The following is a 21,879-nucleotide window of genomic DNA, read 5'->3' as shown; positions in this document are numbered from 1 at the left end:
TCACCTCTTTCGGGGTGGTGAAATGCCTTGGTGGAGCAGCCGCGAGGCCGCCCCACCAAGGCATGAAACGGTTAGAGCCTAGGCGCAGGCGGCAGGTTCTGGTGGGTTCAGTTCGGCGTTGAACGTGTAGTCAGCGCCCTCGGTGTTGGAGGTGATGGCTTCTTCCCAGGAACCGTCGTCGATCATCTTGACGATCGCGGCGTTGATGTCTTCACACAGGTCGCTGCCCTTGGTGAGGCCAACTCCGTAGTTCTCTTCGGAGAACGGGTTGCCGACAACCTTGAACTGACCGGCGTTGGCTTCCTGGGAGGCGAGGCCGGCCAGGATGATGTCGTCGGTGGTGACGGCGTCGATCTGACCGCCGCCCATGAGGGAAACGCACTCCGCGTAGCCGGGCTGCTCAACCAGGTTGGCGTCAGCACCGAACTCTTCGTTGATGCGTGCAGCGGAAGTGGAACCAGCAACCGAGCAAAGGTTCTTGCCGGCGAGGGACTCCGGCCCGGTGATCTCCTCGTCGTCGGCGCGCACCAGAAGGTCCTGCCCAGCGACGAAGTACGGTCCGGCGAAGTCGACGGTCTCCTTGCGCTCGTCTGTGATGGAGTAGGTAGCGAAAATCATGTCCACCTCTTCAGTGGACAGGAGGTTCTCGCGGTTTGCCGAGGGGGCCTCAACCCATTCGATCTGGTCTTCTTCGTAGCCCAGTTCTGCTGCCACATACTTGGCGACGTCGACGTCGAAGCCGCTGTACTCGCCGCCCTCATCGAAGCCCAGACCTGGCTGGTCGAACTTGATGCCGATGCGGATGCTGTCGGAGCCTGCTTCAGAAGCGGTATCGCCGCTTTCATCGCCGCCGCCACAGGCGGAAAGCGTGAGTGCTGCTGCGGCAGCCATGGCGGCTGCTGCGTATCGGGTCTTGCGCATGATTTCTCCTTGCGTTCGTCTAACTTGCTGAAAAATTTGTGGGAAACCGGAGCTAGTGCGCGAGGATCTTGCCGAGGAAATCCTTCGCGCGGGCGCTCTGGGGATTGGTGAAGAACTCTTCGGGGGTGGCCTCCTCGACGATCTGGCCGTCGGCCATGAAAATCACGCGGTCAGCCGCCTTGCGGGCAAAGCCCATTTCGTGGGTCACCACGATCATGGTCATGCCCTCCTTGGCCAGGGTAACCATGGCATCGAGAACTTCGTTAATCATTTCTGGGTCGAGGGCCGAGGTGGGCTCATCGAACAGCATCACCTTCGGCTGCATGGCCAGCGCGCGGGCGATTGCCACCCGCTGCTGCTGGCCGCCGGAGAGTTGAGCCGGCAGTTTCTGGGCCTGGTTATCGACCCCCACCCGCTTCAACAGGGACATCGCCAGGTCTTTGGCGGCAGCGCTCTTCATGCCCTTGACCTTGACCGGGCCCAGCGTCACGTTCTCGAGGATGGATTTGTGGGCAAACAGGTTGAAGGACTGGAACACCATCCCGACGTCGGCCCGCAGCTTGGCGAGCTCCTTGCCTTCAGCGGGAAGTTTGACGCCGTCGATGCGGATCTCCCCGTCGTCGATAGTTTCCAGGCGGTTGATGGCGCGGCAGAGGGTTGATTTGCCGGAACCGGACGGGCCGATCACTACCACCACCTCGCCCCGGGCAACCTCAAGATTGATGTTTTGCAGCACATGTAGGTCGCCGAAGTGCTTGTTGACGTTCTTCAGCAAAACAAGTGGCGTCTCAGATGATGGCGCAGCGGACGCGGACGAGTTTGCTTCGAAATCACTGGTCATAGACATGAATCTAGCGAACGAATCGACGCTGGCAAGGCATCGCCGCCCCGAATGGTTAAATCGTGACGGAAGAGCAACCAAGACCAGAGGGGTTGCGAAGGCCGGATAGGCTCGGGAGATGCCTACAGACGAGTTCGCTTCCGGTCCAGCACGCAGCGGCGCCCACCACACTCCGTCCCGACGACGAGGGCAGGTGGAGCTGCGCCGCGGGCAGACCAAGGAACCCCAATCCGACAGGTACCTGCTGGACTCCGGCAGCGGGAACCATTTCACCAAAACCGACCCCTGGCGGGTCCTCCGCATCCAGAGCGAGTTCGTCGAAGGATTCGGCACGCTCGCAGAGCTTGGCCCGGCGATCAGTGTGTTCGGCTCGGCACGCACCCCACGGGATTCTCCGTTCTACGCGATCGGTGAGGAGGTGGGCCGCCGCCTGGTGGAAGCGAACTACGCGGTGATCACTGGTGGCGGACCGGGCGCGATGGAGGCAGCAAACAAGGGGGCCTGCGAGGCTGGCGGGGTGTCAGTAGGCCTCGGTATCGAGCTGCCCTTCGAACAGGGGATGAACGAGTGGGTGGATCTTGGCATCAACTTCAGGTATTTCTTTGCCCGCAAGACCATGTTCGTCAAGTACGCCCAGGGTTTTATCGTCCTGCCGGGAGGATTCGGCACCCTTGACGAACTATTCGAGGCCATGACGCTGGTGCAGACGCAGAAGGTCACCTCTTTCCCCATTGTGCTGATCGGCACCAAATTCTGGGCACCGCTGTGGGAGTGGGTGCGGGGCAGTCTGCTCGCCAACGGGATGATTTCCGCCAAAGACCTGGATCTGGTGCACCTGGTGGATGATCCGGCGGAGGCTGTCCGCCTGGTGCTGGCGGACACCGCATCCCACCGCTCACCATGACAGTTTTCTGGCACGATTAATCCCGTGAGTATCTTCCTGGTGTTGGTGGCAATAGTGGTGCTCGGCGCCTCGGCCTTCGCCGTGATGGGGCGGCAGCCAGCGGCTGACCGGACGACGCACCACAAGCCGGCGTCGGGACCACTGACCGGACTGGTCGAACCGACCCCGTCGTTGCCGGCAGTGTTGCTGCCGGCCGACCCGGAAGCGGCCGACGTCGCCGAAATCCGTTTTGCGCTGGCGCTCCGTGGGTACCGGATGGACCAGGTGGACGAGGTGCTCGAGGCACTGGCCGCAGCGCTCGCGGATCGGGACGCGACGATCGCCGAACTCCGCCGAACTTGCCAGGACCGGCCGTGACCGGCGCGGGGGGAATCCGTGGGGAGGACGGGTTGGTGCGCTGCGACTGGGCCAGTTCGAGTGCCGACTACCGGACGTACCACGACGAGGAATGGGGTCGCCCCGTGACAGGCGAGGCGGCCTTGTTCGAACGGCTCAGCCTCGAAGCCTTCCAGTCCGGGTTGAGCTGGATCACCATCCTGCGCAAGCGGGAGGCTTTCCGCGCCGCATTCAGGCAGTTCGATCCCTCAGTGGTTGCGGGGTTCGATGACGACGACGTCGAACGGCTGCTCCAGGATGCGGGAATCGTTCGCAACCGGGCAAAAATCCTCGCCACCATCAATAACGCGAGCGCCCTGCTGCACCTGCCGACCGGGGAAAGCCTCGCCTCCATCCTTGAGTCGCATCGTCCGGCGTCCGGGCCGGCGCCGGTAAAATTGACCGATGTGCCCGCGGTGGTGCCCGAGTCGGTGGCCCTGGCCAAGACCTTGCGTGGGCACGGATTCCGGTTTGTCGGACCCACCACCGGTTACGCAATGCTGCAGGCCACGGGGTTTGTCAACGACCATCTGCGGGACTGCTGGCTACGAGGCTCGATGTGACCCACAGCGCATCGCGATTCGCCCAGTCCGCCCTTGTACGGGATAATGGAAGTGGATCAATGCGCGGGGGCCAGCATGCCGTCGTGCAACTGACGTTTATTTTCGTTGACGGGCGGCCGGGGATCCCGGGCGCGCACACTTGAAGGGATTCTCTTTATGGCTGCCATGAAACCGCGGACCGGCGATGGGCCGATGGAAGTCACCAAAGAGGGCCGCAGCCTGATCATGCGGGTCCCGATCGATGGCGGCGGGCGGCTCGTGGTTGAACTCAACGCGGAGGAAGCCGGCAATCTCAAGGACTGCCTCCTCACCGTTACCGAATAGTTGACCGCCACCCGGAACACCCCGAGACCGGACGCCGGTCCCCCCGGAATCAGCGGGGGATCGGCATCTTAACGGCGAGCAGCAGGCCCTGACCGGTGGGAAGCAGCGCGGACACCAACTGATCGTGATCGCGGACAATCCGGCCAACCTGACGCAGAATGTTGGTCGACTCCTCACGGATGGCAGGGTCGGCAACCCGGTCCTGGTCCAAGGCATCGTTCAGCATCAGCATGCCACCCGGTTTCAACAGCCGGATGGCCTGCTGCGCGTACAGGGGGAGACCGGCCTTGTCCGCGTCGATGAAGACAAGGTCGTAGGCGGCGTCCGTCAGGCGCGGCAACACGTCAGCAGCGCGGCCGGAAATCGTCCGGGTCCGGTTTCCCGGTACCCCGGCCTCAGCGTAAGCTTCCCGGGCCGCACGCAGATGGTCGACGTCGGAATCAATGGTGGTGAGGACCGACTGCGGTCCCAACCCGCGCAGGATGCACACGCCTGACACGCCCGCGCCAGCGCCAATTTCCACGACGGTCTGGGCCTTCGATGACGCCGCCAGGACGGTCAGAGCCGCTGCCACCCCTGTGCTCACCGGGGTGACGCCTAACTCGTAGGACCGGTCGCGCGCGCGTAGGAGCACTTCATCCTCATCGGGGAGCCCCTCAGCGTATGACCAGCTGCTCTGTTTGTCCGCGCTCATATATCTACCGCTCAGTCTTTTCGTTCATGTCATGTGGCCACCGGGAAGGTGACACCGGCACAGCCACATCCTTGCGTGCCGTCAGTTTCCGTACCCAGCCTACTGGGTATAGGCCCAGCGCCCTATTGGAAGCGGCTTGGTTGCGGGTCGGGAAACCGAGCGGCCGCACGGCTGCTCCGCCGGCCGCAACGCTCCAGCTATCCAGCGATCTCCCAGCTTGGTAAGGCAGTATTTTTGCTCCAGGCATCCGGCGCGTCAGTGGCCGCGAATACCTGGGAGATGGGATAACCCGTCTCACAGTGGGAGGAGAAGAAGATGACCACTTCGCATACACCGGTGGCCGCTTCAACCGCGACCGACGGATCAGCAGATGCTGACGTACCCTGGGTCGCGCCGTCCTGGGAAGAAGTGGTGGTGGTCCACTCACCGAAGGTATACCGCCTCGCTTACCGTTTGACCGGCAACAAGTTCGACGCCGAGGATCTCACCCAGGAAGTCTTTGTCAGGGTGTTCCGGTCACTGGCAAACTTCAAGCCGGGCACCCTCGACGGGTGGCTGCACCGCATCACCACCAACCTGTTCCTTGACCAGGCACGCCGCAAGACCCGGATCAGGTTCGATGGCCTGACCGACGAAGCCGAAAGCCGTCTTCCGAGTAACCATCCTGGGCCTGAGCGCAGCTTTGAATTCAATAACCTCGACATTGACGTTCAGGCGGCACTCGAAGAACTTCCCCCTGATTTCCGGGCCGCTGTGGTCCTGTGTGACCTGGAGGGCCTCGCCTACAACGAGGTCGCAGAAGCCCTGGGCGTTAAGCTGGGAACCGTCCGCTCCAGAATCCACCGCGGCCGCACCATGCTGAGAGAGAAACTGGCCCATCGGGACCCGGCGCTCTCCGCGGCCAAGACCACCCGCCTGAAACTGCCCCGGATTGCGGGTGCCCGTTAGCAGCCATGCGACATCCAAAGCGGCAGCTGGCTGATTTCGTCGACGGGGAGTTGCCGTCCGGTCGCCGTCGGGCGGTGGAGCGGCACCTCACCCGCTGTTCCTCCTGCTGGGCCACCGTACAGGCGAACCGTCGCGTCCGAAGCCAGTTGCAAAATTCGGCAGTTCCCCGCCCCGATGCCGACTTGTTCGACCGGATCATAGCTACCGCCGACCGGCCCCACTCCCGCCCGGCAGACCTGAGCTTCATCAATCATCAGCACAGGCCGGAGCATCGGCCGACCGGGTTCGCCTCACGGCACCGGACGCCGATGGCCGTCACCGGTGGCTTGGCAGTGGTGGCACTCGCCACGCTGACGGGTGCCTATGCTTTGGGCGCGGAATCAGAAAACGATGTCCTCGTCAATAGCGGCCAGAACGGGTCCCTGATGGCTGGGTGGCAGTCGGTGGCACCCGAGACTCCTTCACTTCTTGATGACAGCCAGCTCGAAAAGCTCAGGGTCGATGGGTGGTACTGTCCCGACCTGGCGGCGATGGGCTTCACCGTAGCGAGCGCTGAAGCCATCACTGTCGCCGGCCGCCCGGCGCTGAAGCTGGTGCTCGACGACGGCGCCGACACCGTCACCATCTACGAGCAACGCAAACTGGGCGACGGGCGGGAACCCATAACATCGCCCCCCATCAACGCCGAAACGGAAAACACGGTTGTCGCCGACGGTTTCGAGCGAATCGGAGGAATGCAGCGCCAGATCTGGGTGCATCCCGGCCACTCGTGGCAGGTGGTCCTCGATTCGCAATCCGTGACCTACACGGTCATCTCGAGTCTGCCAGCAGCCCAGCTCCCGCAGGCTGTGAACCAGCTGGTGCTCGCCGAGCACTCACAGCTGGCCTCCACCGAACCGATCGCCGACGACCCCATGAGCAGGATCCTCCGCGGGCTCAACAAACTGGCGCAGCCAGCCTCGGACCGGTGAGTCAAATAGTTCCTGCCGGCGCGGAACGGTAGTCTTCTTCCGTGTTAGGAATCAACGGGCTCGAGTTTTTGCTGCTGGCTGTGATCGCCGTCATGGTTCTCGGTCCGGAACGGCTGCCGGAATATGCGGCGCAGCTGGGCCGGTTGGTCAAGGACCTTCGCCGGATGGCGACCGGCGCCCGGGAACAGCTGCGCGAAGAGGTGGGCCCGGAACTTGATGATGTGGATTGGCGCAAACTTGATCCCCGCCAGTACGACCCCCGCCGGATCATTAAGGAAGCCCTGATTGACGACGTGCAGGAGGCGTTCAAACCGGTCAGCGGTGGGGCACCCGCAGCCTCAACACCCAATCCGGCGGCCACTCCAGCCAGCGCCCGACCGGTGCCCTCGGTGGCATCCTCACCTCATCTGGGTGCCGGGCAGTTGGCGCCGTTCGATCTGGAAGCCACCTAGCCCCCAACCATCTGCGATATCGGCTGACTTAGCTGGGACTGACCTTCAGCCGGAGACTGTCCAGGCCACGCGGACGGCGGGCCAGGGTTCCCGCGATGTTCCGGAGCTCCCGTGTCGCAGTCGAGTCGCTGGACCCGGCCACGATCGGTGACCCGCTATCGCCGCCTTCCCTGAGTGCGATTTCCAGGGGAATGCTGCCCAGCAGCGGAACCGGATACCCCATAGCCTCGGTCAGTCGGCCCGCGAGTGCCGGCCCGCCGCCCGTCCCGAAGAGCTCCATCCGCTCTCCGTCGGGTAACTCGAGCCACGACATGTTCTCGATGACTCCCGTCACCTTTTGCCCCGTCTGGCTGGCGAGGGTGCCAGCCCGTTCGGCCACGTCGGCCGCCGCAGTCTGAGGGGTGGTGACGACCAACAGCTCCGAGGAGGGCAGCAGCTGGGCAACGGAGATCGCGATGTCCCCCGTCCCAGGCGGCAGGTCGAGAAACAGGACGTCGAGGTCACCGAAATGAACGTCGCTGAGGAACTGTTCAAGCGCGCGATGGAGCATCGGCCCCCGCCAGGCGACCGGTTGGTTGCCGCTGATGAACATGCCAATGGAGATGACCTTGACGTCGTAGGCGACCGGCGGAAGGATCATCTCATCGACGCGGGTCGGCGGCTGGCTGATACCCAGCAGGGACGGTACCGAAAAGCCGTACACGTCTGCGTCGACGATTCCCACCCTGAGCCCCTGGGCGGCCATGGCGACGGCAAGATTGACTGTCACACTGGATTTGCCGACGCCGCCTTTCCCGCTGGCCACCGCGTAGACCCTTGTCAGTGAGCCTTCGTCATTGAAAGGTATGCCTTTGGCGCCTGCAGGGCCCTTGAGCTGCTCTTTGAGCCGGTCCCGCTGCTCCTGGGTCATCACCCCGAGCTGCACCGTTACCGAGGTGACCCCGGGGAGGCCCCCGACGGCGGCATCGACATCGCGGGTGATGGTGGCGCGGAGCGGGCACCCGGCGATGGTGAGGAGCACCTGGACTGTCACTGCGCCGTCGTCGATCTCCACGCTGGCGACCATGCCCAGCTCGGTGATCGGTTGGCGCAGTTCGGGATCGATCACTGTTGCCAGGGCCTGGTCGACGTCTTCCCGCAACGTCACAGTCGCTCGGGCCGGTTGAGCTGGACTTTCGGAAGGGAAGCAGTCGGTTCGCCGCCCTTGCGGCGTGCTTTCCGGGTGGGGGTGGGGGTCGAGTCCTTGTCCTCGGCGGTGTCGAGGATCTCCTCCAGGACCGAGCGCAACTCCGACCTGACGTAGTCGCGGGTGGCAACCTCCCGGAGGGCGATGCGCAGCTCGGCGATTTCGCGGGTCAGGTATTCGGTGTCGGAGAGGTTCCGTTCGGCGCGATGCCGGTCTTCCCGCAGGGACACCCGGTCGCGGTCATCTTGCCGGTTCTGGGCCAGGAGCAGCAGGGGAGCCGCGTAGGAGGCCTGAAGCGACAGCATCAGGGTCAGCAGAGTGAAGCCGATGGCGGCACTGTCGAAACGCAACCCGCCCGGTGCCCACGAGTTCCATGCGAGCCAGAGCGCAACGAACACGGTCATATAGAACAGGAACTGGGGGGTGCCCATGAACCGGGCGAAGTTTTCGGTGGCGCTGCCAAACCGGTCGGGGTTGGGCCGGAGCCGTGGCAGCCACCGCTTACGGCTCTCGCGGGGCGTATCGAGCCCTGTTGCAGTGGTCTTGATCCGCTCAGCCATTGGTTGCTCCCTTCGTCAGCCCCGGGTAGTCGTTCGCAGCCCGCCAGTCATCGGGCAGGAGGTGGTCCAGGACGTCGTCGACGGTCACAGCACCGACCAACCGTCCCTCGGCGTTGACCACCGGGAGGGAGTTCAGGTTGTAGGTAGCGAGGATGCGTGCCACCTCGCTGATGTTCGCCTGGTCTCCTACGGGTTCCAGATCGGTATCCACAATGTTGCCCAGCTGCTCCGGCGGCGGGAACCGCAGCAGCTGCTGGATGTGGACGACGCCGAGGTACCGTCCCGTCGGTGTCTCCAGCGGGGGGCGGCACACGAAGATTGACGATGCCAGCGCGGGGGTGAGCTCCTCGCGCCGGACGTGGGCGAGAGCCTCGGCCACCGTAGCTTCGGGAGGCAGGATGACGGGGACGGTGGTCATCATGGATCCGGCCGTGTCCTCGTCGTACTGCAGGAGCCGCCGGACGTCATCGGCGTCCTCGGGTTCCATCAGTGCCAGTAGATCTTCTTTCTGGGCCTCGGGGAGTTCATTGAGCAGGTCGGCGGCGTCGTCCGGGTCCATTTCCTCGAGCACGTCGGCGGCGCGCTCGCGGTGGAGCGAGGAGATGATCTGCACCTGGTCGTCGTCGGGAAGTTCCTGCAGAATGTCAGCGAGCCGATCGTCCTGCAGTGCCCCGGCAATCTCGGTTCGGCGTTTGTCGCTCATCTCGTGCAGGGCGTCGGCGAAGTCTGCTGGCTTCAAGTCCTCGTGCTGGGCGACGAACTGTGATGCCCCCTGCGGCTCAGCGGCGTCGCCATGGTAAGCGTCGAGCCAGTTGACGATGAGGCGTTCCCCGCGGCGGAGGCCGCGCAGGGCCGACGACGACGCACCGCGACGGATGAAGACCTGTGAAACGTGCCAGTCGCCGGCACGATCCATTTCGATGGCGATGTCCTCGATCACCGCTTCGCCACTGCCGTCGCGGAGGGTGACCTTGCGGTCAAAAAGGCCGCCGACCACGAGCATCTCGGCGCCGCGCTGCTCGAAGCGGCGCAGGTTGACTAGGCCGGTACAGATGATCTGGGTGGAGTCGATTGAGGTGACCCTGGTCATGGGAACGAAGACCCGCCGCTTGCCTGGCACCTCGACGACCAGGCCGACGGCCTGGGGGGCCGTGGTGGGGCCAAGGTCGAGGACCACGGCGTCACGGAGTCGGCCCAGACGGTCGCCCAGGGGGTCGAAGACGTCAAGGCCCAGCAGGCGCGCCACGAAGACGCGAGTGGGGTTAGTGCTCACCTGCCTAGGCTACTTCGGAACGGCTGGTTCTGTGTTATTCGATGGGTGGCCGAATCCGGTGTCTCGTTCACTGCGAGCGATACGTCCCCACAGGCCGATCAAAGTGGGCGAGAATGGGACCATGACAAACGTGCTTGGTCGAACGGCGTCACGGGATGAAGGCCGCATCCTGCCCAAAGGCGAGACGGTCGGACGGTACAGTGCTTATTTGGACGCTCAGAAGGCAGTGGATTACCTTGCCGATAGCAAGTTCCCGGTCCAGAAGGTATCCATCATCGGCAGCGAGCTAAAGACTGTCGAGCGGGTTACCGGACGGCTCAGCTACCCCCGGGTGGCTCTGGCGAGTGCGGCTACCGGCGCCTGGTTCGGGTTTTTCGTGGGTCTGATCTTGACCCTGTTCGGCGACGGCGGTGCGTACCTCCCCATTGTCACGGCAATGGCGCTTGGCGCAGTGTTCTGGCTGCTGTTCGGGGTCATCACCTACGCGTTCCAGCGCGGCAAGCGGGACTTCACCTCAACCAGCCAGGTCATCGCGACGAGCTACGACGTGATCGTTGAGCCCGAATCGGTCAATGAGGCCCGCCGCATGCTGCAGCGGCTGCCGATGAACGGCCAGGCCCAGCATCCGGGCGGGCCCGCCCAGGGTTGGCAGGCACCGGCAGCACCCCCTGCCGGGCCTCCCACTGGAGGTCCCCAAACCCCCGGTCAGCAGCCCGAACGCCAGCCGGCCTGGCAGGATCCGCTCGCCCAGCCAATTCGGGACACCCAACAATCCGGCACCACCGAGCCCGCGGCGGCTCCGGGAAGCATCAACAACCAGGGCGGAAACACCTCGGGGCAGGATTCAGACTCCGGACCGCGGCGCGGCCAGTTTCGCGACCTCCCGGACGGGCGCCCCCAGTATGGTGTCCGGGTGACCCAGCCGGATAACGGTGCCACGTCAGGGGGAAGCCAGGAGCAGGGCGCTCAGGGGCAGGGTTCCGAGGGGTCAGACCGGCCCTAAATTGGTCAGGCGAACCTGGTCTTGGTGCTGCGCGAGTAGGGAGGCCAGATGGAATTCGACGCTGGGCGTAGGGCGCTGATCCTTGCCAGTCTCGGAATGACCGTGGTCGGGTGCGCAGCTAAAGTTCCGCAAACGCAGGCATCCAGCCCTCCACCTACTACCAGCGCAGCGCTGACGGAAACACCGTCGCCCACTCCCGATCCATTGCCATCGACCCCACCCGCGGAGCCGCGGCCTGTTACACCGACCCGTGACGAAGTCATTGAGAAATTCAACGGAGCAGCGCCACTGCACTGGGGATTAGACGTCCCTGGAGTGATCAGCACCCTACCCGCAGGCGCTACTGGAGTGGCACTGACCCTTGACTATTGCGGCGGACCAGGCGGCAACCAGGCCGACCACACGATCCTGGACCTCCTGCGACAGCACAACCTGCCAGCAACACTTTTCCTCAACTTCCGTTGGATCACCGACAACCCCGCATTGGCAAAGGAACTGGCAAACGAGCCGTTGTTCGAATTAGCGAACCACGGCACCCGCCACTTGCCACTGAGCGCGACCGGCCAGAGCGCCTACGGCATACCGGGGACCACGGGGCCCGGGGAAATTTACGACGAAATCATGGTCAATACCGCGATGCTCACAGACCTTACGGGGAAAGCACCACGCTTCTTCAGATCCGGCACGGCGCACCTGGACGAGGTTGCTGCGCGAATCTGCCTCGCCCTGGGCCAGACGCCTACCGGGTTCAGCATCAACGCCGACGCCGGCGCAACCTATCCGGCGCACTTGGTAGCCCAGGAAGCTGGGCGAGCACAAGCCGGGGACATCATCATCGCCCACGGAAACCAACCCGGTGCAGCAACCGGGGCTGGCCTAGTCGAAGCGCTCAACCAGCGACCCGGACGCGCAGAAGACTTTGTCACACTGACCACAGCAACGACGACCTAGCCAAAACACGCGAGCGTCAGGTCGGCGAACCCGCCGAAGCTGTCATTGCCTACTCGCCGGTGGGACTGTAGATGCCCGCCATCCAGGCTTCGACGTCGTCGGCCTCGCGGGGAAGCGCGGCGCTGAGGTTCACCGGGCCGTCAGCGGTCATCAGGACGTCGTCTTCGATCCGGACACCAATGCCACGGAATTCCTCGGGGACCGCCAGGTCCTCGTCCTTGAAGTACAGGCCCGGTTCGATGGTAAAGACCATTCCTTCGGTCAGGATGCCGTCCAGGTAGAGCTCACGTTTCGCCTGGGCACAGTCGTGAACGTCCATCCCGAGGTGGTGGCTGGTGCCGTGGGGCATCCAGCGGCGGTGGTGCTGGCCGTCCTGGGACAGTGCCTCGTCGAGGGAGACCGGGAGCACCCCCCACGCGTCAAGGCGTTCGGCGAGCACGGTCATCGCTGCCTGGTGGACATCCCTGAATTTACGACCCGGCTGTGCAGCGGCGAACCCGGCGTCTGCGGCGTCGAGGACTGCCTGGTAGATCTTCCGTTGAACGGCGGTGTACTTGCCATTGACCGGGAGGGTGCGGGTGATGTCTGCGGTGTAGAGGCTGTCCGCCTCGACGCCGGCGTCGAGAAGCAGTAATTCGCCGGCATGCACCTGCCCGTTGTTGCGAATCCAGTGGAGCACCGTGGCATTGTTCCCGGAGGCCGCAATCGTGTCGTACCCGAGGTCATTGCCTTCCTCCCGGGCGCGGGCGAAGAAGGCGCCCTCGACCACCCGCTCGCCGCGTGGGTGGGTGATGGCGCGGGGGAGCTCCTTGACCACTTCGTGGAACCCGTTGACTGTCGCAGCGACGGCGACCTTCAGCTGGTCCACTTCCCAGGCGTCCTTGATCAGCCGCAGCTCGGAGAGGGCTTCGGCGAGTTTGCCGTCCAGTTCGTCGGACTTCTCCAGATCGACGCCGGTGTTGATCCGGGAGGTGTCCACCAGGGCGTCAGCGTTCATGTCCACCTCACGCAGGAGCCGGATCCGCATGCCGCCGACCTCGGGGACGCCGGCATCCTTGGTCACCGCCGTCTCAAGCTCGGCGAGGTCGGCGGTCTCGATGGAGAGCAGTGCCCTGATCTGTGCGTGCGAGAGCCGGGAGCCGATCCAGAACTCGCCGTAGCGGGCGTTCGCGTAAAACTCGGGGTTGTCATGCCCGGCGAGTTCCCTGAAGTACAGGGTGGCGTGGTGCTGGCCGCCGTCGTCGCCCTGGCCAGCCTCAACCGGTTCCATGATCAGTACGGCATCCGGTTCGTGGTCCAGCCCGAGGCCGGTGAGGTGGGCGAAGCCGGAGTGCGGCCGGAACCGGTAGTCAGTGTCGTTGGAGCGGACCTTGAACGGTCCGGCGGGGATCACGAGACGCTCGCCCGGGAACAGGTCCGAGATGGTGCGACGACGCTTCGCTGCGTGCGGCGCGACCTCGGTCTCGGCGGGTAGCTCGGTGTGCCTGGGCGCCCACTGCTGAGCCATGAACGCCTTGAATGCTTCCGAATCGGGGCGCTGCGAACGGTTCTCGTTGCGGGCGGCGAGGGGCTGATCCTCGGGAGCGGAGGGCGCGGCGGCGGTCTGGGACAGGGTCTTGTTCTCTGCAGTACTCACGCCTCCATGATCTCACCGGTACCGGAGGCAACCAAACAGTTGTCAGCCTGAACGTCCGTGCAGGCGTAGATTGGTTGGGTGAGAATCGACCTACACACTCATTCGACCGTCTCCGATGGCACCGAAAGTCCGGCCGAGTTGATCGCGGCGGCGCGGGACGCTGAACTGGATGTGATCGCCCTGACGGACCACGACTCGACTGCCGGCTGGGTGGACGCCGCCGAGGCCGCGCGGGTCCACGGTGTGGCGCTGATCCCCGGGATGGAGGTGTCCTGCCGGACCGATAGCGGCATCAGTGTCCACGTGCTCGCCTACCTGCACGATCCGTTGCATGCCGGTCTGATAGCCGAAATCCAGCGGTCGAGGGATGCGCGGCTGTCGCGGGCCGAGCGGATGGTGGAACGTCTGGGTGCCGACTATCCCATTACCTGGGCGGATGTGCAGGAGCATATTGCCGAGGGGGCGACGGTAGGACGCCCCCATATTGCCGATTCACTCGTAACGCTCGGTATCGTCTCCGATCGCAGCGAGGCGTTCACCCGCATTCTCACTGCATCGTCGCCCTACTGGGTGGGTCACTATGCGCCGCACCCCGTCCAGGCCGTGGAGCTAATCCGTGCGGCAGGGGGCGTGGCGGTTTTCGCTCATCCGGTAGCTTCGACGCGCGGGCGGATCGTGGGCGATGACGTCATCGGGCAGATGATCGACGCCGGTCTGCAGGGCCTTGAGGTTGAGCACCGGGACAACCCCGAGCCGGGGCGCCAGGAACTGCGGCGGATCGCGGCCCGGCACGGTCTGCTGATGACAGGGTCAAGCGACTATCACGGAGCAGGAAAACCGAACCGGCTGGGCGAAAACCTCACAGCACCGTCGGTCCTGGAACAAATTGAAGCACTGGCTAGCGGCTCGCTCGTGGTGCGCTGAGCCCGGCACCTCCACAGGTCAGCAGTACGCGCCCAGCCGTGCGGTCATCACGTCGATTGCCTGAGGATTCTGGTCGACGCAGACAAAGCGGCGTCCCAGCTTCGCTGCCACGGCCCCGATGGTTCCCGATCCCGCAAAAAAGTCGAGCACCCAGTCGCCCTCGCGCGTGCTCGCAGCGACCGCGCGACGGAGCACGCCTTCGGGTTTCTGCGTGGGGTATCCGGTCTTTTCCCGACCGGTGGGGGAGACGATGGTGTGCCACCAGACGTCGGTGGGCAGCTTGCCTCGGGCGGCCTTTTCCGGGGTGACCAGCCCCGGCGCCATGTACGGTTCCCGGTCCACGCCGGCGCTGTCGAAATAGTAGTTCGACGGGTCCTTCACATAGACCAAAATGTTGTCGTGTTTCGCCGGCCACCGGCTTTTCGCCCGCGCGCCATAGTCATAGGCCCAGATGATTTCGTTGAGGAAACTGTCCCTGCCGAAGAGAGCGTCGAGCATAACCTTGACGTAGTGCACTTCCCGGTAGTCCAAGTGGACGTACAGGGTGCCGTCGTCGGTCAGCAGTCGCCATGCCTCGGCGAGGCGCGGGGCCAAGAAGTCCCAGTAGTCCTCGAAGGCGTCGTCGTAGCTAGCCAGCATTCCCTTGACCGTCGAATAGCTCTGACCCTTGAACCCGATCCGGTCGCCGGTTCCATCCAGATTGCGCACCATCGACGTCTGCTGACGCCGTTGAGCCCGCCCCGTGTTGAAGGGCGGGTCAACGTAGATCATGGTGAAGGACTTATCCGGCAGGGTGGGGAGGTACGCGGCGTTGTCCGCATGCACCACCAGGTTGCCGCCGTCGGGGCGCCACAGCGGCACCGTATCGGGACCCGGCATGCCGGACTAGCCTTCGGCGCCGGCGGCGGGCTTGTTGACTACCTCGCCGTTGCGGCTGCGGGTCCGCGAACGGCTCCGGCGTGGACGTTCGGCGGCCGGTGCGCCGTCGGAACTCGACGCCGGAGCGCCGGCTGCTGCCTCGCGCGGCTGGCTTGATCCCTCGGCTGACCCACCCGAGCGACGACGGCGGTTGCCTGCGCCGTCCCCGGACGGCTGGCGGCCGCGCTGTTCGCCCGAACGCGAACGCTCGCCGCTGCGTGAACGGTCTCCCGAGCGGTCGCCTCCACCCGAGCGGTCGCCTCCACGCGAACGCCCCGAACCCTGCGAGTCCGAGGCGGCACGGTGCTTCTTGCCCGTCTCGCCAAGATCCTCGAGGGTCTCGGCATTGATACCAGCGAGTGTGCGCTTGTTGCGGGGCAGCCTGCCCTTGGTGCCCTCAGGAATGTCGAGTTCCTCGTAGAGGTGCGGCGAGGAGGAATAGGTTTCGACGGGCTCGGCGGAATCCAGGCCCAGGGCCTTGTTGATCAGTCCCCAGCGAGGCATGTCGTCCCAGTCAACAAACGTGACGGCAGTGCCTTTCTTTCCTGCACGGCCGGTGCGGCCGACCCGGTGCAGATAGGCCTTCTCGTCCTCGGGGCACTGGTAGTTGATCACGTGGGTAATGTCCTCGACGTCGATGCCTCGGGCGGCTACCTCGGTGGCCACCAGGACGTCAATCTTGTCGCCGCGGAAAGCGCGCAACGCCTGCTCCCTTGCACCCTGGCCCAGATCGCCGTGGATAGCGCCAGCAGCGAAGCCCCGGTCAATCAGTTCCTCGGAGAGCTTGGCGGCGGTGCGTTTGGTCTTGGTGAAGATGATGGTGCGCCCACGATCGCGGGACTGCAGGATCCGGGAGACGACCTCTGCTTTGTCCAGGTTGTGCGCACGGTAAATCACCTGGCGGATGTCTTTCTTGGTAATTCCCTCGTCTTCGGGATCAGCCGCCCTGATGTGGGTGGGCTTCGTCATGTAGCGACGCGCCATGGCGACAACCGGTCCGGGCATCGTCGCCGAGAACAGCATGGTCTGCCGGACCGCCGGGGTTCCGGCGATCAACGTCTCAACGTCCGGGAGGAACCCGAGGTCAAGCATCTCGTCGGCCTCGTCCAAAACCACCAGTTTGACGTTGGCGAGGGAGAGTAATTTCTGCCGATACAGGTCGATCAACCGGCCGGGGGTACCTACCACGATTTCGGTGCCGTTCTTCAGCGCCTCGATTTGTGGCTCGTAGGCACGCCCCCCGTAGATGGTGACAATGCGCGCGTGCCGTTTCTTGGCTGCAGTGGTCAGGTCTCCTGCCACCTGGACGGCAAGCTCACGGGTAGGCACCACGATGAGGGCCTGCGGGGCACCCGGGACTGGAAGGCGGTCGTAGCCGTCATCCTTGGGTGCGACGACGCGCTGCAAGGCGGGAATGCCGAAACCGAGGGTTTTGCCGGTGCCGGTCTTCGCCTGGCCGATGATGTCGTGGCCGCCGAGGGCGATCGACAAGGTCATGGCCTGAATGGGGAAGGGGTGGATAATTCCCGCGTCGGCGAGGGACTCGACGATGTCGGGACGGACGTTGAAGTCCGCGAAGGTTTCCGCTGCCTCCTTGTGAGGCTCGTCGGTGGTTACCAGTGTCTCCTCGACGAAGATCTCGTCGTCGCTGTTGTCGGCGTGGAGATGATGGGTGTCGGTCACCTGGGTGTCTTCAGTGTTCAATTAAATACCGTTCATTTAGGCCGTACGGCTGCTGGATCTCGACGGGTGGCTGACGTTGGGTCAGCCCGGAGGAACAGGCGCATGGCGTCCAGTGGAAGCCGATCGCGGGCTTACAACTGCAGGCCGGGGATTCGAGCGAATCCTGCCGGCTAAGAAGAACTCAAGATCGCGTAGGTACTTGCGGGTCTGGGGTAACTGATCAAGAAATGATGAGTACGACCGGGCATCCATTACTACGCAGTAAACTCTACCCTGCCCCGGCGGGGATGCCCGACACGCCGGGAGAGGCCTGATCGGCGACCAGTTCGAAGCGGGTGACGCGGGCGTCGATGTCGGCCCGGACCAGGCGAACCCGAACCTCCTCGCCCGCGACCAGCTTCCCCTCGCACCGCGCCTCGATGGCCGGGTTGGCCAGCTGGATGGTGCCGACGGGGGTGTGATCGGTCCCGTTGTTGCCATTGGGCGGTTTAGCGCCCGAGATGACGACGGCGTCGAACTCCTGGCCCACCAGATTACTGAGCAGCGCGGCCTCGACGGCGTCCAGTGCACCCCGCTCCAGCCGTGATGAGAGCTGATTGGAGGCGTTCATCAGTGAGTTCAGTTCGGGCAGGGCCTCGCGCGCCCAGGCTGGGACTTCGGTGTTGGAGCACAGGGCGGCACAGATCACAAGGACGAACCGGTCGACCAGCCGTCGCAGCGGCGCTGTGGTGTGGGCGTAGGGAGCGGCGATGGCGGCCTGGCTCATGGCGGCGGGCAGGTCACCGTCGAATGCCGTATAGCCAGCGCCCCTGAACAGCGACGCCGCTGCATGCATGAGGGACAGTTGTCGCGGTTCGGTGGTGTCGAGGCTGCGCAGGAACTCCCCGTAGGCCATGTCTTCCGGCCAGGGTGTTCCGAGCACCCGGGCCTGGTGGCGGAACCGGGCCATTGATTCCTGATCCGGCGGGGGCATGGTGCGCAGCACGCCAATCTTCCCCTCGATCATCAGTCGGGCGGCTGCCATTCCCGTCATCAGCGAGATCTGCGCGTTCCAGTCCTCGGCCGGCAGCGGCGGGGAGGTGATGATGAAGTACCTGTCGCCGTCGTTGGCGATTTCCTGTTCGGGAAGGTTCAGGCTAGCGCCACCGCGGAGCCGTTCCAGTTCGATGCGCAGCAACCCCACTTCCCGGAGCAGGATCAGATTTTCGGGTGCCCCGCCGGAATCGATGTCGCGCTGCACCTGGTCGTACGTCAGCTGGGCGCGGCTGCGGATCAGGGCACGCCGAAGGTCGGTGCTCTGCACCTCGCCGGCCGCATTCAGGTCAAACTGCCAAACGTAGGCGGGGCGCACCTTCCCGGGGAGTAGGCTGGCGGCGTCCTCGGAAATCGGTTCAGGGTGCAGGGAAATCCGTCCGTCCGGCGCGTAGACGGTTTGGCCTCGGCGACGGGCCTCCCGGTCGATCGCACCGCCCGGGGCTACGAAGGCCGGCACGTCGGCGATCGCATACCAGATTCGATAACCGGATCCGCTCCGTTCCAGGTGAACGGCCTGATCCAGATCGGTGGACCCCGGTGGGTCAACGGTGATGAAGCCCAGCCCGCTGAGGTCGGTCGCCGGGCGGGACTGGTTTCTGATCGCCTGACTAGCTTCCGCCAACACCTCGGGCGGGAAGGCTGCCTCAAGACCCAGTTCTTCGCGCAGCGACTGCAGGGAACGAGTCAGCTGCAGCTGTGAGTTCCGGTTCGACAAATCAAGATGCGAGTACGGCACACCACCAACCGTAGTGCACCGGGCCGGGCGGTCACCGGATTGGAACGGCTGCGCCTCGCCGGGTCCCTGGCCTTCCGCACCGGTACCCTTAACCCCATGAGTTCAATGCAGTCCTCCCCACCCGCGCAGGCCTCCGACGAGCAGTTGGCTGGTGAGCTGCCCCAACTGCCTGCTGACCCGCGGTATGCGCGGTTCATCGTCGATTTGTTCGGGGTGATGGCCTACGGGGAATTGTCAGGGTTTGAGCGGTTATCCTCCGACGCGCGCTTCTCGCCGACGCTGCATGACCGTGCGGCGCTTGGACGCCTGGCAGTGGTTGAGTTTGAACACTTTGAAATGGTTAGTGCCCATCTCGCCGCCCTGGGTGTGGATGTGGAAACTGCAATGACGCCCTTCCAGCCCTCAATCGACTCCTTTCATGAGCGGACCAGGCCCGCCGACTGGTACGAGTCCCTCATGAAGGCGTACGTCATCGACGCGATCTCCGACGATTTCTACACTGCGCTTGCCGGACGGCTGGACGCGCCAACCCGTGAGCTGATCGGCAGGATCCAGTCCGCCGACGAGCAGGGGGCCCTGTTACAGGAACGCCTGCGGGCGGCGCTGGCGGACGATCCGCGGCTGGCGTCCCGGCTGGCGCTGTGGGGGCGGCGGTTGGTCGGCGAAGCGCTCACCCAGGCGCAACGCATCGGCATCGAACGTGCATTCCTGGGTGCGCTGCTCTTTGCCGGGGCGGAGGAGGATCAGGAGAAGGAAACGTTGCTGTTGTTCTCGCAGCTGACCCGCAACCATTCCCGGCGGATGAGCCTCCTGGGCCTTACCGCCTGATTCGACGCGCCCTACGGGCTGTTTCGTCCCCCAGCTCGGGAGCAGGAGTCAGGTGCCGCAGTAGGTCCGGTACACGCCGAAGTCTTTGGGGGCCGCAGCGGCGTAGCGCTGAAGGCCCGCACGCTCCTCGTACGGGGAGGTCACGGCGGCCAGCAGCCGCTCGAATGGTTCGAGATTCCCGGCGGTGGCGGCGTCGAGCGCTTCCTCCACCAGGTGGTTACGGGGAATGTACACAGGATTGGTGTTCGCCATGACGACGGCGTCTGGACCGTGGGAGCGCCACCGTTCCATCCAGGCGACCACGCCCGCAGGGCTGGCAAAGAGGGAGCCGACGGGGCCGGCGCCGTCCGACGCGGCGGCACCGAGATGTCTGAAGAAGGACGTGTAGTCGACCCGGTCCGCTTCGAGCAGGACGAGGAGATCGTCGATGAGCTGCAGGACCACTGCATCATCCTGAGCGCCGACCAGACCGAGTTTGATTTTCATCCCGGCGGTCCATGCGTTCCCATACTGCTGTCGGAACCCGCCGAGCGCCTCGGTGGCGAGCGCCAGTGCCCGCTCCTGCTCGTCGTGAAGGAGGGGGAGGAGCGCCTCGGCGAGGCGCGCCAGGTTCCACTCGGCGACCACTGGTTGGTTGGCGTAGGCATAGCGGCCGCTCTCGTCGATGGAGCTGTAGACGGTCGCCGGATCGAACCCATCCAGGAACGCGCAGGGCCCATAATCGATGGTTTCACCGGAGATGGTCATGTTGTCGGTATTCATGACCCCGTGCACGAAACCGATGAGCATCCATTGCGCCACCAACGATGCCTGGGCGGCCACGACCTCCCGGAACAGGGCCAGATAGGGCTGCCCGGCCTGAGCGGCGTCCGGGTAGTGGCGGGCAACCGCGTGATCGGCGAGGCGGCGGAGGAGTCCGACGTCGCCGGTTGCCCGGGCGTACTGGAAGCTCCCCACCCGTAGGTGGCTGCCCGCCACCCGCGCGAGCACAGCCCCCGGCAGCTCGGTGTCGCGGCGCACCGATCGGCCGGTCCCGACCACTGCCAGAGCTCGGGTGGTGGGGACGCCGAGGGCGTGCATCGCCTCGCTGATGAGGTACTCGCGGAGCATCGGACCCACGGCTGCCAGGCCGTCGCCGCCCCGGGCGAACGGGGTGCGCCCCGACCCTTTGAGATGGAGGTCGTGGACGCGGCCGGTGGGATCGGTGAGTTCGCCGAGCAGCAGTGCGCGGCCATCGCCGAGACGTGGAGAGAACCCGCCAAATTGGTGCCCCGAGTACGCCTGCGCCACGGGGGCGGCGCCGTCGGGAAGGGAAATACCGGTCAGCAGCCGCAGCCCGTCGGCGCTGCGCAGGGAATCATGATCGAGTCCCAGGCCAGCGGCCAGCAGTTCATTAAGGACAAGCAGCTGCGGATGGGGGGCCTCGTCTGCCTGCCACGGAACTGCCATCTCGCTGAGCTCCCGAGCGAAACGGTTATCCAGGGTGAGGGCTAGCTGGGGTGTCACACTCATCTATTGAGCGTACAGCGGGCCGGCTCCTACCGGGTAGGAGCCGGCGGCGTCAGGAGCCAGTCACCCGTCGGAGTGCGGCAGCGTCTTCCGTTTCCCGGTGCCGCCCGAGCCACCAGGCGGTTCCGACGGTTACCACTCCGGTGGCGAGCAGGGGGAGCAGCCAGCTGAGCCAGAACAACTCGGGGTGGTAACCCAGCCCAGTGAATTGCATGATCACCCAGCCCAGGAGGCCGGAGAGGAGGGCGATACCAGGGAGGAGCAGCATGCTGTGCCGCTGGTGCGTCCGGTCAATGACCTGCACAACGAAGCCAATCATCAGGGCCACCAGAGTGACGGCCAGCAGCGTCAGCATGCTCCCTCGCCCAGCATCGTAACCGGGTTAGAGCGCTCCGAAACCTACCCGGCGTGACTCTTCGGCCCCAATTTCAACGTAGCCGAGCACGTTGGAGGGAACAATCACGTGGCGCCCCTTGCTGTCCGCGAGCCGAAGCTCGGAGCCACCGTTCATCGCCTTTGCCACGATGTCAGCAACCTCGTCGGCGGTCTGCTCGGACTCGAGAACGATCTCGCGGTTGACGTTCTGGATACCAATTTTGATTTCCACTGCGGTTCCTCCTGGTAAAGCGGTAAAGGGGTGAAGT

The 21,879-nt window shown here is 64.7% G+C and carries 24 protein-coding genes; 11 read left to right on the top strand and 13 right to left on the bottom strand.

Annotated elements, in window-relative coordinates:
• Positions 1–78 precede the first annotated feature (78 nt).
• A complete protein-coding gene (locus ACX80A_RS01405; protein ID WP_459257905.1) occupies positions 79–921 on the bottom strand; it encodes a glutamate ABC transporter substrate-binding protein in 843 nt (280 codons plus the stop codon).
• A 52-nt stretch (positions 922–973) separates the two neighbouring features.
• A complete protein-coding gene (locus ACX80A_RS01400; RefSeq protein ID WP_459257904.1) occupies positions 974–1,762 on the bottom strand; it encodes an amino acid ABC transporter ATP-binding protein in 789 nt (262 codons plus the stop codon).
• Positions 1,763–1,880: 118 nt separating this feature from the next.
• On the opposite strand from ACX80A_RS01400, the gene ACX80A_RS01395 reads away from it, so the two are divergent.
• The 4 genes from ACX80A_RS01395 to ACX80A_RS01380 all read left to right on the top strand — a co-directional run bounded on the left by ACX80A_RS01395 (position 1,881) and on the right by ACX80A_RS01380 (position 3,928).
• On the top strand, positions 1,881–2,666 hold the full coding sequence (locus ACX80A_RS01395; RefSeq protein WP_459257902.1) for an LOG family protein: 786 nt from the start codon (positions 1,881–1,883) through the stop codon (positions 2,664–2,666).
• Positions 2,667–2,690: 24 nt separating this feature from the next.
• The gene (locus tag ACX80A_RS01390; RefSeq protein WP_459257901.1) at positions 2,691–3,023 is read left to right on the top strand and encodes a DivIVA domain-containing protein; all 333 of its coding nucleotides are present in this window, start codon (positions 2,691–2,693) and stop codon (positions 3,021–3,023) included.
• Positions 3,020–3,604 carry a DNA-3-methyladenine glycosylase I gene (locus ACX80A_RS01385; RefSeq protein WP_459257900.1) on the top strand — a complete coding sequence of 195 codons (585 nt, stop codon included), beginning with the start codon at positions 3,020–3,022 and terminating at the stop codon, positions 3,602–3,604. Before ACX80A_RS01390 ends, ACX80A_RS01385 begins: the two co-directional genes overlap by 4 nt.
• 156 nt (positions 3,605–3,760) lie before the next feature.
• Positions 3,761–3,928: a DUF3117 domain-containing protein gene (locus tag ACX80A_RS01380; protein WP_019481646.1), complete on the top strand. Its 168-nt coding sequence runs from the start codon at positions 3,761–3,763 to the stop codon at positions 3,926–3,928.
• 49 nt (positions 3,929–3,977) lie between these two features.
• On the opposite strand, the gene ACX80A_RS01375 is transcribed toward ACX80A_RS01380, so the two are convergent.
• Positions 3,978–4,622, bottom strand: coding sequence for an O-methyltransferase (locus ACX80A_RS01375; RefSeq protein ID WP_459257897.1), 645 nt, complete (start codon positions 4,620–4,622; stop codon positions 3,978–3,980).
• Positions 4,623–4,937: 315 nt separating this feature from the next.
• On the opposite strand from ACX80A_RS01375, the gene sigE reads away from it, so the two are divergent.
• Genes sigE through ACX80A_RS01360 form a run of 3 tightly spaced genes read left to right on the top strand, consistent with a single transcriptional unit; the run spans position 4,938 to position 6,993 of the window.
• Positions 4,938–5,570 (top strand): RNA polymerase sigma factor SigE, encoded by a 633-nt coding sequence (gene sigE / locus ACX80A_RS01370; protein ID WP_459257896.1) that lies wholly within the window; start codon positions 4,938–4,940, stop codon positions 5,568–5,570.
• Positions 5,571–5,575: 5 nt separating this feature from the next.
• On the top strand, positions 5,576–6,541 hold the full coding sequence (locus ACX80A_RS01365; RefSeq protein ID WP_459257895.1) for an anti-sigma factor family protein: 966 nt from the start codon (positions 5,576–5,578) through the stop codon (positions 6,539–6,541).
• 41 nt (positions 6,542–6,582) lie between these two features.
• Entirely contained in the window at positions 6,583–6,993 is a 411-nt protein-coding gene (locus tag ACX80A_RS01360) for a twin-arginine translocase TatA/TatE family subunit (RefSeq protein WP_459257893.1), read from the top strand.
• Between the two features lie 28 nt (positions 6,994–7,021).
• On the opposite strand, the gene ACX80A_RS01355 is transcribed toward ACX80A_RS01360, so the two are convergent.
• From ACX80A_RS01355 to ACX80A_RS01345, 3 genes are read right to left on the bottom strand one after another with little or no spacing between them, the layout of a single operon-like run.
• Complete coding sequence (locus ACX80A_RS01355; protein WP_459257892.1) at positions 7,022–8,134, bottom strand: Mrp/NBP35 family ATP-binding protein; 1,113 nt, start codon at positions 8,132–8,134, stop codon at positions 7,022–7,024.
• 2 nt (positions 8,135–8,136) lie between these two features.
• Positions 8,137–8,739 carry a DUF1003 domain-containing protein gene (locus ACX80A_RS01350; RefSeq protein ID WP_459257891.1) on the bottom strand — a complete coding sequence of 201 codons (603 nt, stop codon included), beginning with the start codon at positions 8,737–8,739 and terminating at the stop codon, positions 8,137–8,139.
• Complete coding sequence (locus tag ACX80A_RS01345; protein WP_459257890.1) at positions 8,732–10,012, bottom strand: magnesium transporter MgtE N-terminal domain-containing protein; 1,281 nt, start codon at positions 10,010–10,012, stop codon at positions 8,732–8,734. The genes ACX80A_RS01350 and ACX80A_RS01345 overlap by 8 nt, the downstream gene beginning before the upstream one ends.
• 121 nt (positions 10,013–10,133) lie before the next feature.
• Between ACX80A_RS01345 and ACX80A_RS01340 the strand changes: the two genes are divergently transcribed.
• On the top strand, positions 10,134–11,015 hold the full coding sequence (locus tag ACX80A_RS01340) for a general stress protein (protein ID WP_459257888.1): 882 nt from the start codon (positions 10,134–10,136) through the stop codon (positions 11,013–11,015).
• A gap of 348 nt (positions 11,016–11,363) precedes the next feature.
• Positions 11,364–11,966, top strand: coding sequence for a polysaccharide deacetylase family protein (locus ACX80A_RS01335; RefSeq protein ID WP_459257886.1), 603 nt, complete (start codon positions 11,364–11,366; stop codon positions 11,964–11,966).
• A 49-nt stretch (positions 11,967–12,015) separates the two neighbouring features.
• Here ACX80A_RS01335 and ACX80A_RS01330 read toward each other — a convergent pair whose 3' ends face one another.
• Entirely contained in the window at positions 12,016–13,578 is a 1,563-nt protein-coding gene (locus ACX80A_RS01330; protein ID WP_459258342.1) for an aminopeptidase P family protein, read from the bottom strand.
• A 102-nt stretch (positions 13,579–13,680) separates the two neighbouring features.
• Between ACX80A_RS01330 and ACX80A_RS01325 the strand changes: the two genes are divergently transcribed.
• The gene (locus ACX80A_RS01325) at positions 13,681–14,526 is read left to right on the top strand and encodes a PHP domain-containing protein (RefSeq protein ID WP_459257885.1); all 846 of its coding nucleotides are present in this window, start codon (positions 13,681–13,683) and stop codon (positions 14,524–14,526) included.
• A gap of 18 nt (positions 14,527–14,544) precedes the next feature.
• Here ACX80A_RS01325 and ACX80A_RS01320 read toward each other — a convergent pair whose 3' ends face one another.
• The 3 genes from ACX80A_RS01320 to ACX80A_RS01310 form a co-directional block, all read right to left on the bottom strand.
• The gene (locus ACX80A_RS01320; protein WP_459257884.1) at positions 14,545–15,405 is read right to left on the bottom strand and encodes a DNA-methyltransferase; all 861 of its coding nucleotides are present in this window, start codon (positions 15,403–15,405) and stop codon (positions 14,545–14,547) included.
• Positions 15,406–15,411: 6 nt separating this feature from the next.
• Complete coding sequence (locus ACX80A_RS01315) at positions 15,412–17,148, bottom strand: DEAD/DEAH box helicase (RefSeq protein WP_459257883.1); 1,737 nt, start codon at positions 17,146–17,148, stop codon at positions 15,412–15,414.
• A gap of 247 nt (positions 17,149–17,395) precedes the next feature.
• The gene (locus ACX80A_RS01310; protein ID WP_459257881.1) at positions 17,396–18,898 is read right to left on the bottom strand and encodes an RNB domain-containing ribonuclease; all 1,503 of its coding nucleotides are present in this window, start codon (positions 18,896–18,898) and stop codon (positions 17,396–17,398) included.
• Here ACX80A_RS01310 and ACX80A_RS01305 point away from each other — a divergent pair.
• Complete coding sequence (locus ACX80A_RS01305; RefSeq protein ID WP_459257880.1) at positions 18,884–19,726, top strand: ferritin-like fold-containing protein; 843 nt, start codon at positions 18,884–18,886, stop codon at positions 19,724–19,726. The two genes, ACX80A_RS01310 and ACX80A_RS01305, sit on opposite strands and share 15 nt — an antisense overlap.
• A gap of 48 nt (positions 19,727–19,774) precedes the next feature.
• Here ACX80A_RS01305 and ACX80A_RS01300 read toward each other — a convergent pair whose 3' ends face one another.
• Genes ACX80A_RS01300 through ACX80A_RS01290 form a run of 3 tightly spaced genes read right to left on the bottom strand, consistent with a single transcriptional unit; the run spans position 19,775 to position 21,842 of the window.
• The gene (locus tag ACX80A_RS01300; protein ID WP_459257878.1) at positions 19,775–21,238 is read right to left on the bottom strand and encodes a protein adenylyltransferase SelO; all 1,464 of its coding nucleotides are present in this window, start codon (positions 21,236–21,238) and stop codon (positions 19,775–19,777) included.
• Positions 21,239–21,287: 49 nt separating this feature from the next.
• A complete protein-coding gene (locus ACX80A_RS01295) occupies positions 21,288–21,590 on the bottom strand; it encodes a hypothetical protein (RefSeq protein WP_459257877.1) in 303 nt (100 codons plus the stop codon).
• 27 nt (positions 21,591–21,617) lie between these two features.
• The gene (locus ACX80A_RS01290; protein WP_196840326.1) at positions 21,618–21,842 is read right to left on the bottom strand and encodes a DUF3107 domain-containing protein; all 225 of its coding nucleotides are present in this window, start codon (positions 21,840–21,842) and stop codon (positions 21,618–21,620) included.
• Between the last annotated feature and the right edge of the window lie 37 nt (positions 21,843–21,879).

Source organism: Arthrobacter sp. TMN-50 (assembly GCF_054511125.1).
Note: the sequence above shows the minus strand (reverse complement) of the source record. Positions and strands in the feature narration are given on the sequence as shown.

Excerpts from the sequence above, each read along its gene's own strand:
- ACX80A_RS01365 (WP_459257895.1), top strand. The coding sequence starts at position 5,576 with ATGCGACATCCAAAGCGGCAGCTGGCTGATTTCGTCGACGGGGAGTTG.
- ACX80A_RS01375 (WP_459257897.1), bottom strand. The coding sequence starts at position 4,622 with ATGAGCGCGGACAAACAGAGCAGCTGGTCATACGCTGAGGGGCTCCCC.
- ACX80A_RS01320 (WP_459257884.1), bottom strand. The coding sequence starts at position 15,405 with ATGCCGGGTCCCGATACGGTGCCGCTGTGGCGCCCCGACGGCGGCAAC.
- ACX80A_RS01305 (WP_459257880.1), top strand. The coding sequence starts at position 18,884 with ATGCGAGTACGGCACACCACCAACCGTAGTGCACCGGGCCGGGCGGTC.
- ACX80A_RS01350 (WP_459257891.1), bottom strand. The coding sequence starts at position 8,739 with ATGGCTGAGCGGATCAAGACCACTGCAACAGGGCTCGATACGCCCCGC.
- ACX80A_RS01300 (WP_459257878.1), bottom strand. The coding sequence starts at position 21,238 with ATGAGTGTGACACCCCAGCTAGCCCTCACCCTGGATAACCGTTTCGCT.
- ACX80A_RS01405 (WP_459257905.1), bottom strand. The coding sequence starts at position 921 with ATGCGCAAGACCCGATACGCAGCAGCCGCCATGGCTGCCGCAGCAGCA.
- ACX80A_RS01380 (WP_019481646.1), top strand. The coding sequence starts at position 3,761 with ATGGCTGCCATGAAACCGCGGACCGGCGATGGGCCGATGGAAGTCACC.
- ACX80A_RS01295 (WP_459257877.1), bottom strand. The coding sequence starts at position 21,590 with ATGCTGACGCTGCTGGCCGTCACTCTGGTGGCCCTGATGATTGGCTTC.
- ACX80A_RS01400 (WP_459257904.1), bottom strand. The coding sequence starts at position 1,762 with ATGACCAGTGATTTCGAAGCAAACTCGTCCGCGTCCGCTGCGCCATCA.
- ACX80A_RS01395 (WP_459257902.1), top strand. The coding sequence starts at position 1,881 with ATGCCTACAGACGAGTTCGCTTCCGGTCCAGCACGCAGCGGCGCCCAC.
- sigE (WP_459257896.1), top strand. The coding sequence starts at position 4,938 with ATGACCACTTCGCATACACCGGTGGCCGCTTCAACCGCGACCGACGGA.
- ACX80A_RS01340 (WP_459257888.1), top strand. The coding sequence starts at position 10,134 with ATGACAAACGTGCTTGGTCGAACGGCGTCACGGGATGAAGGCCGCATC.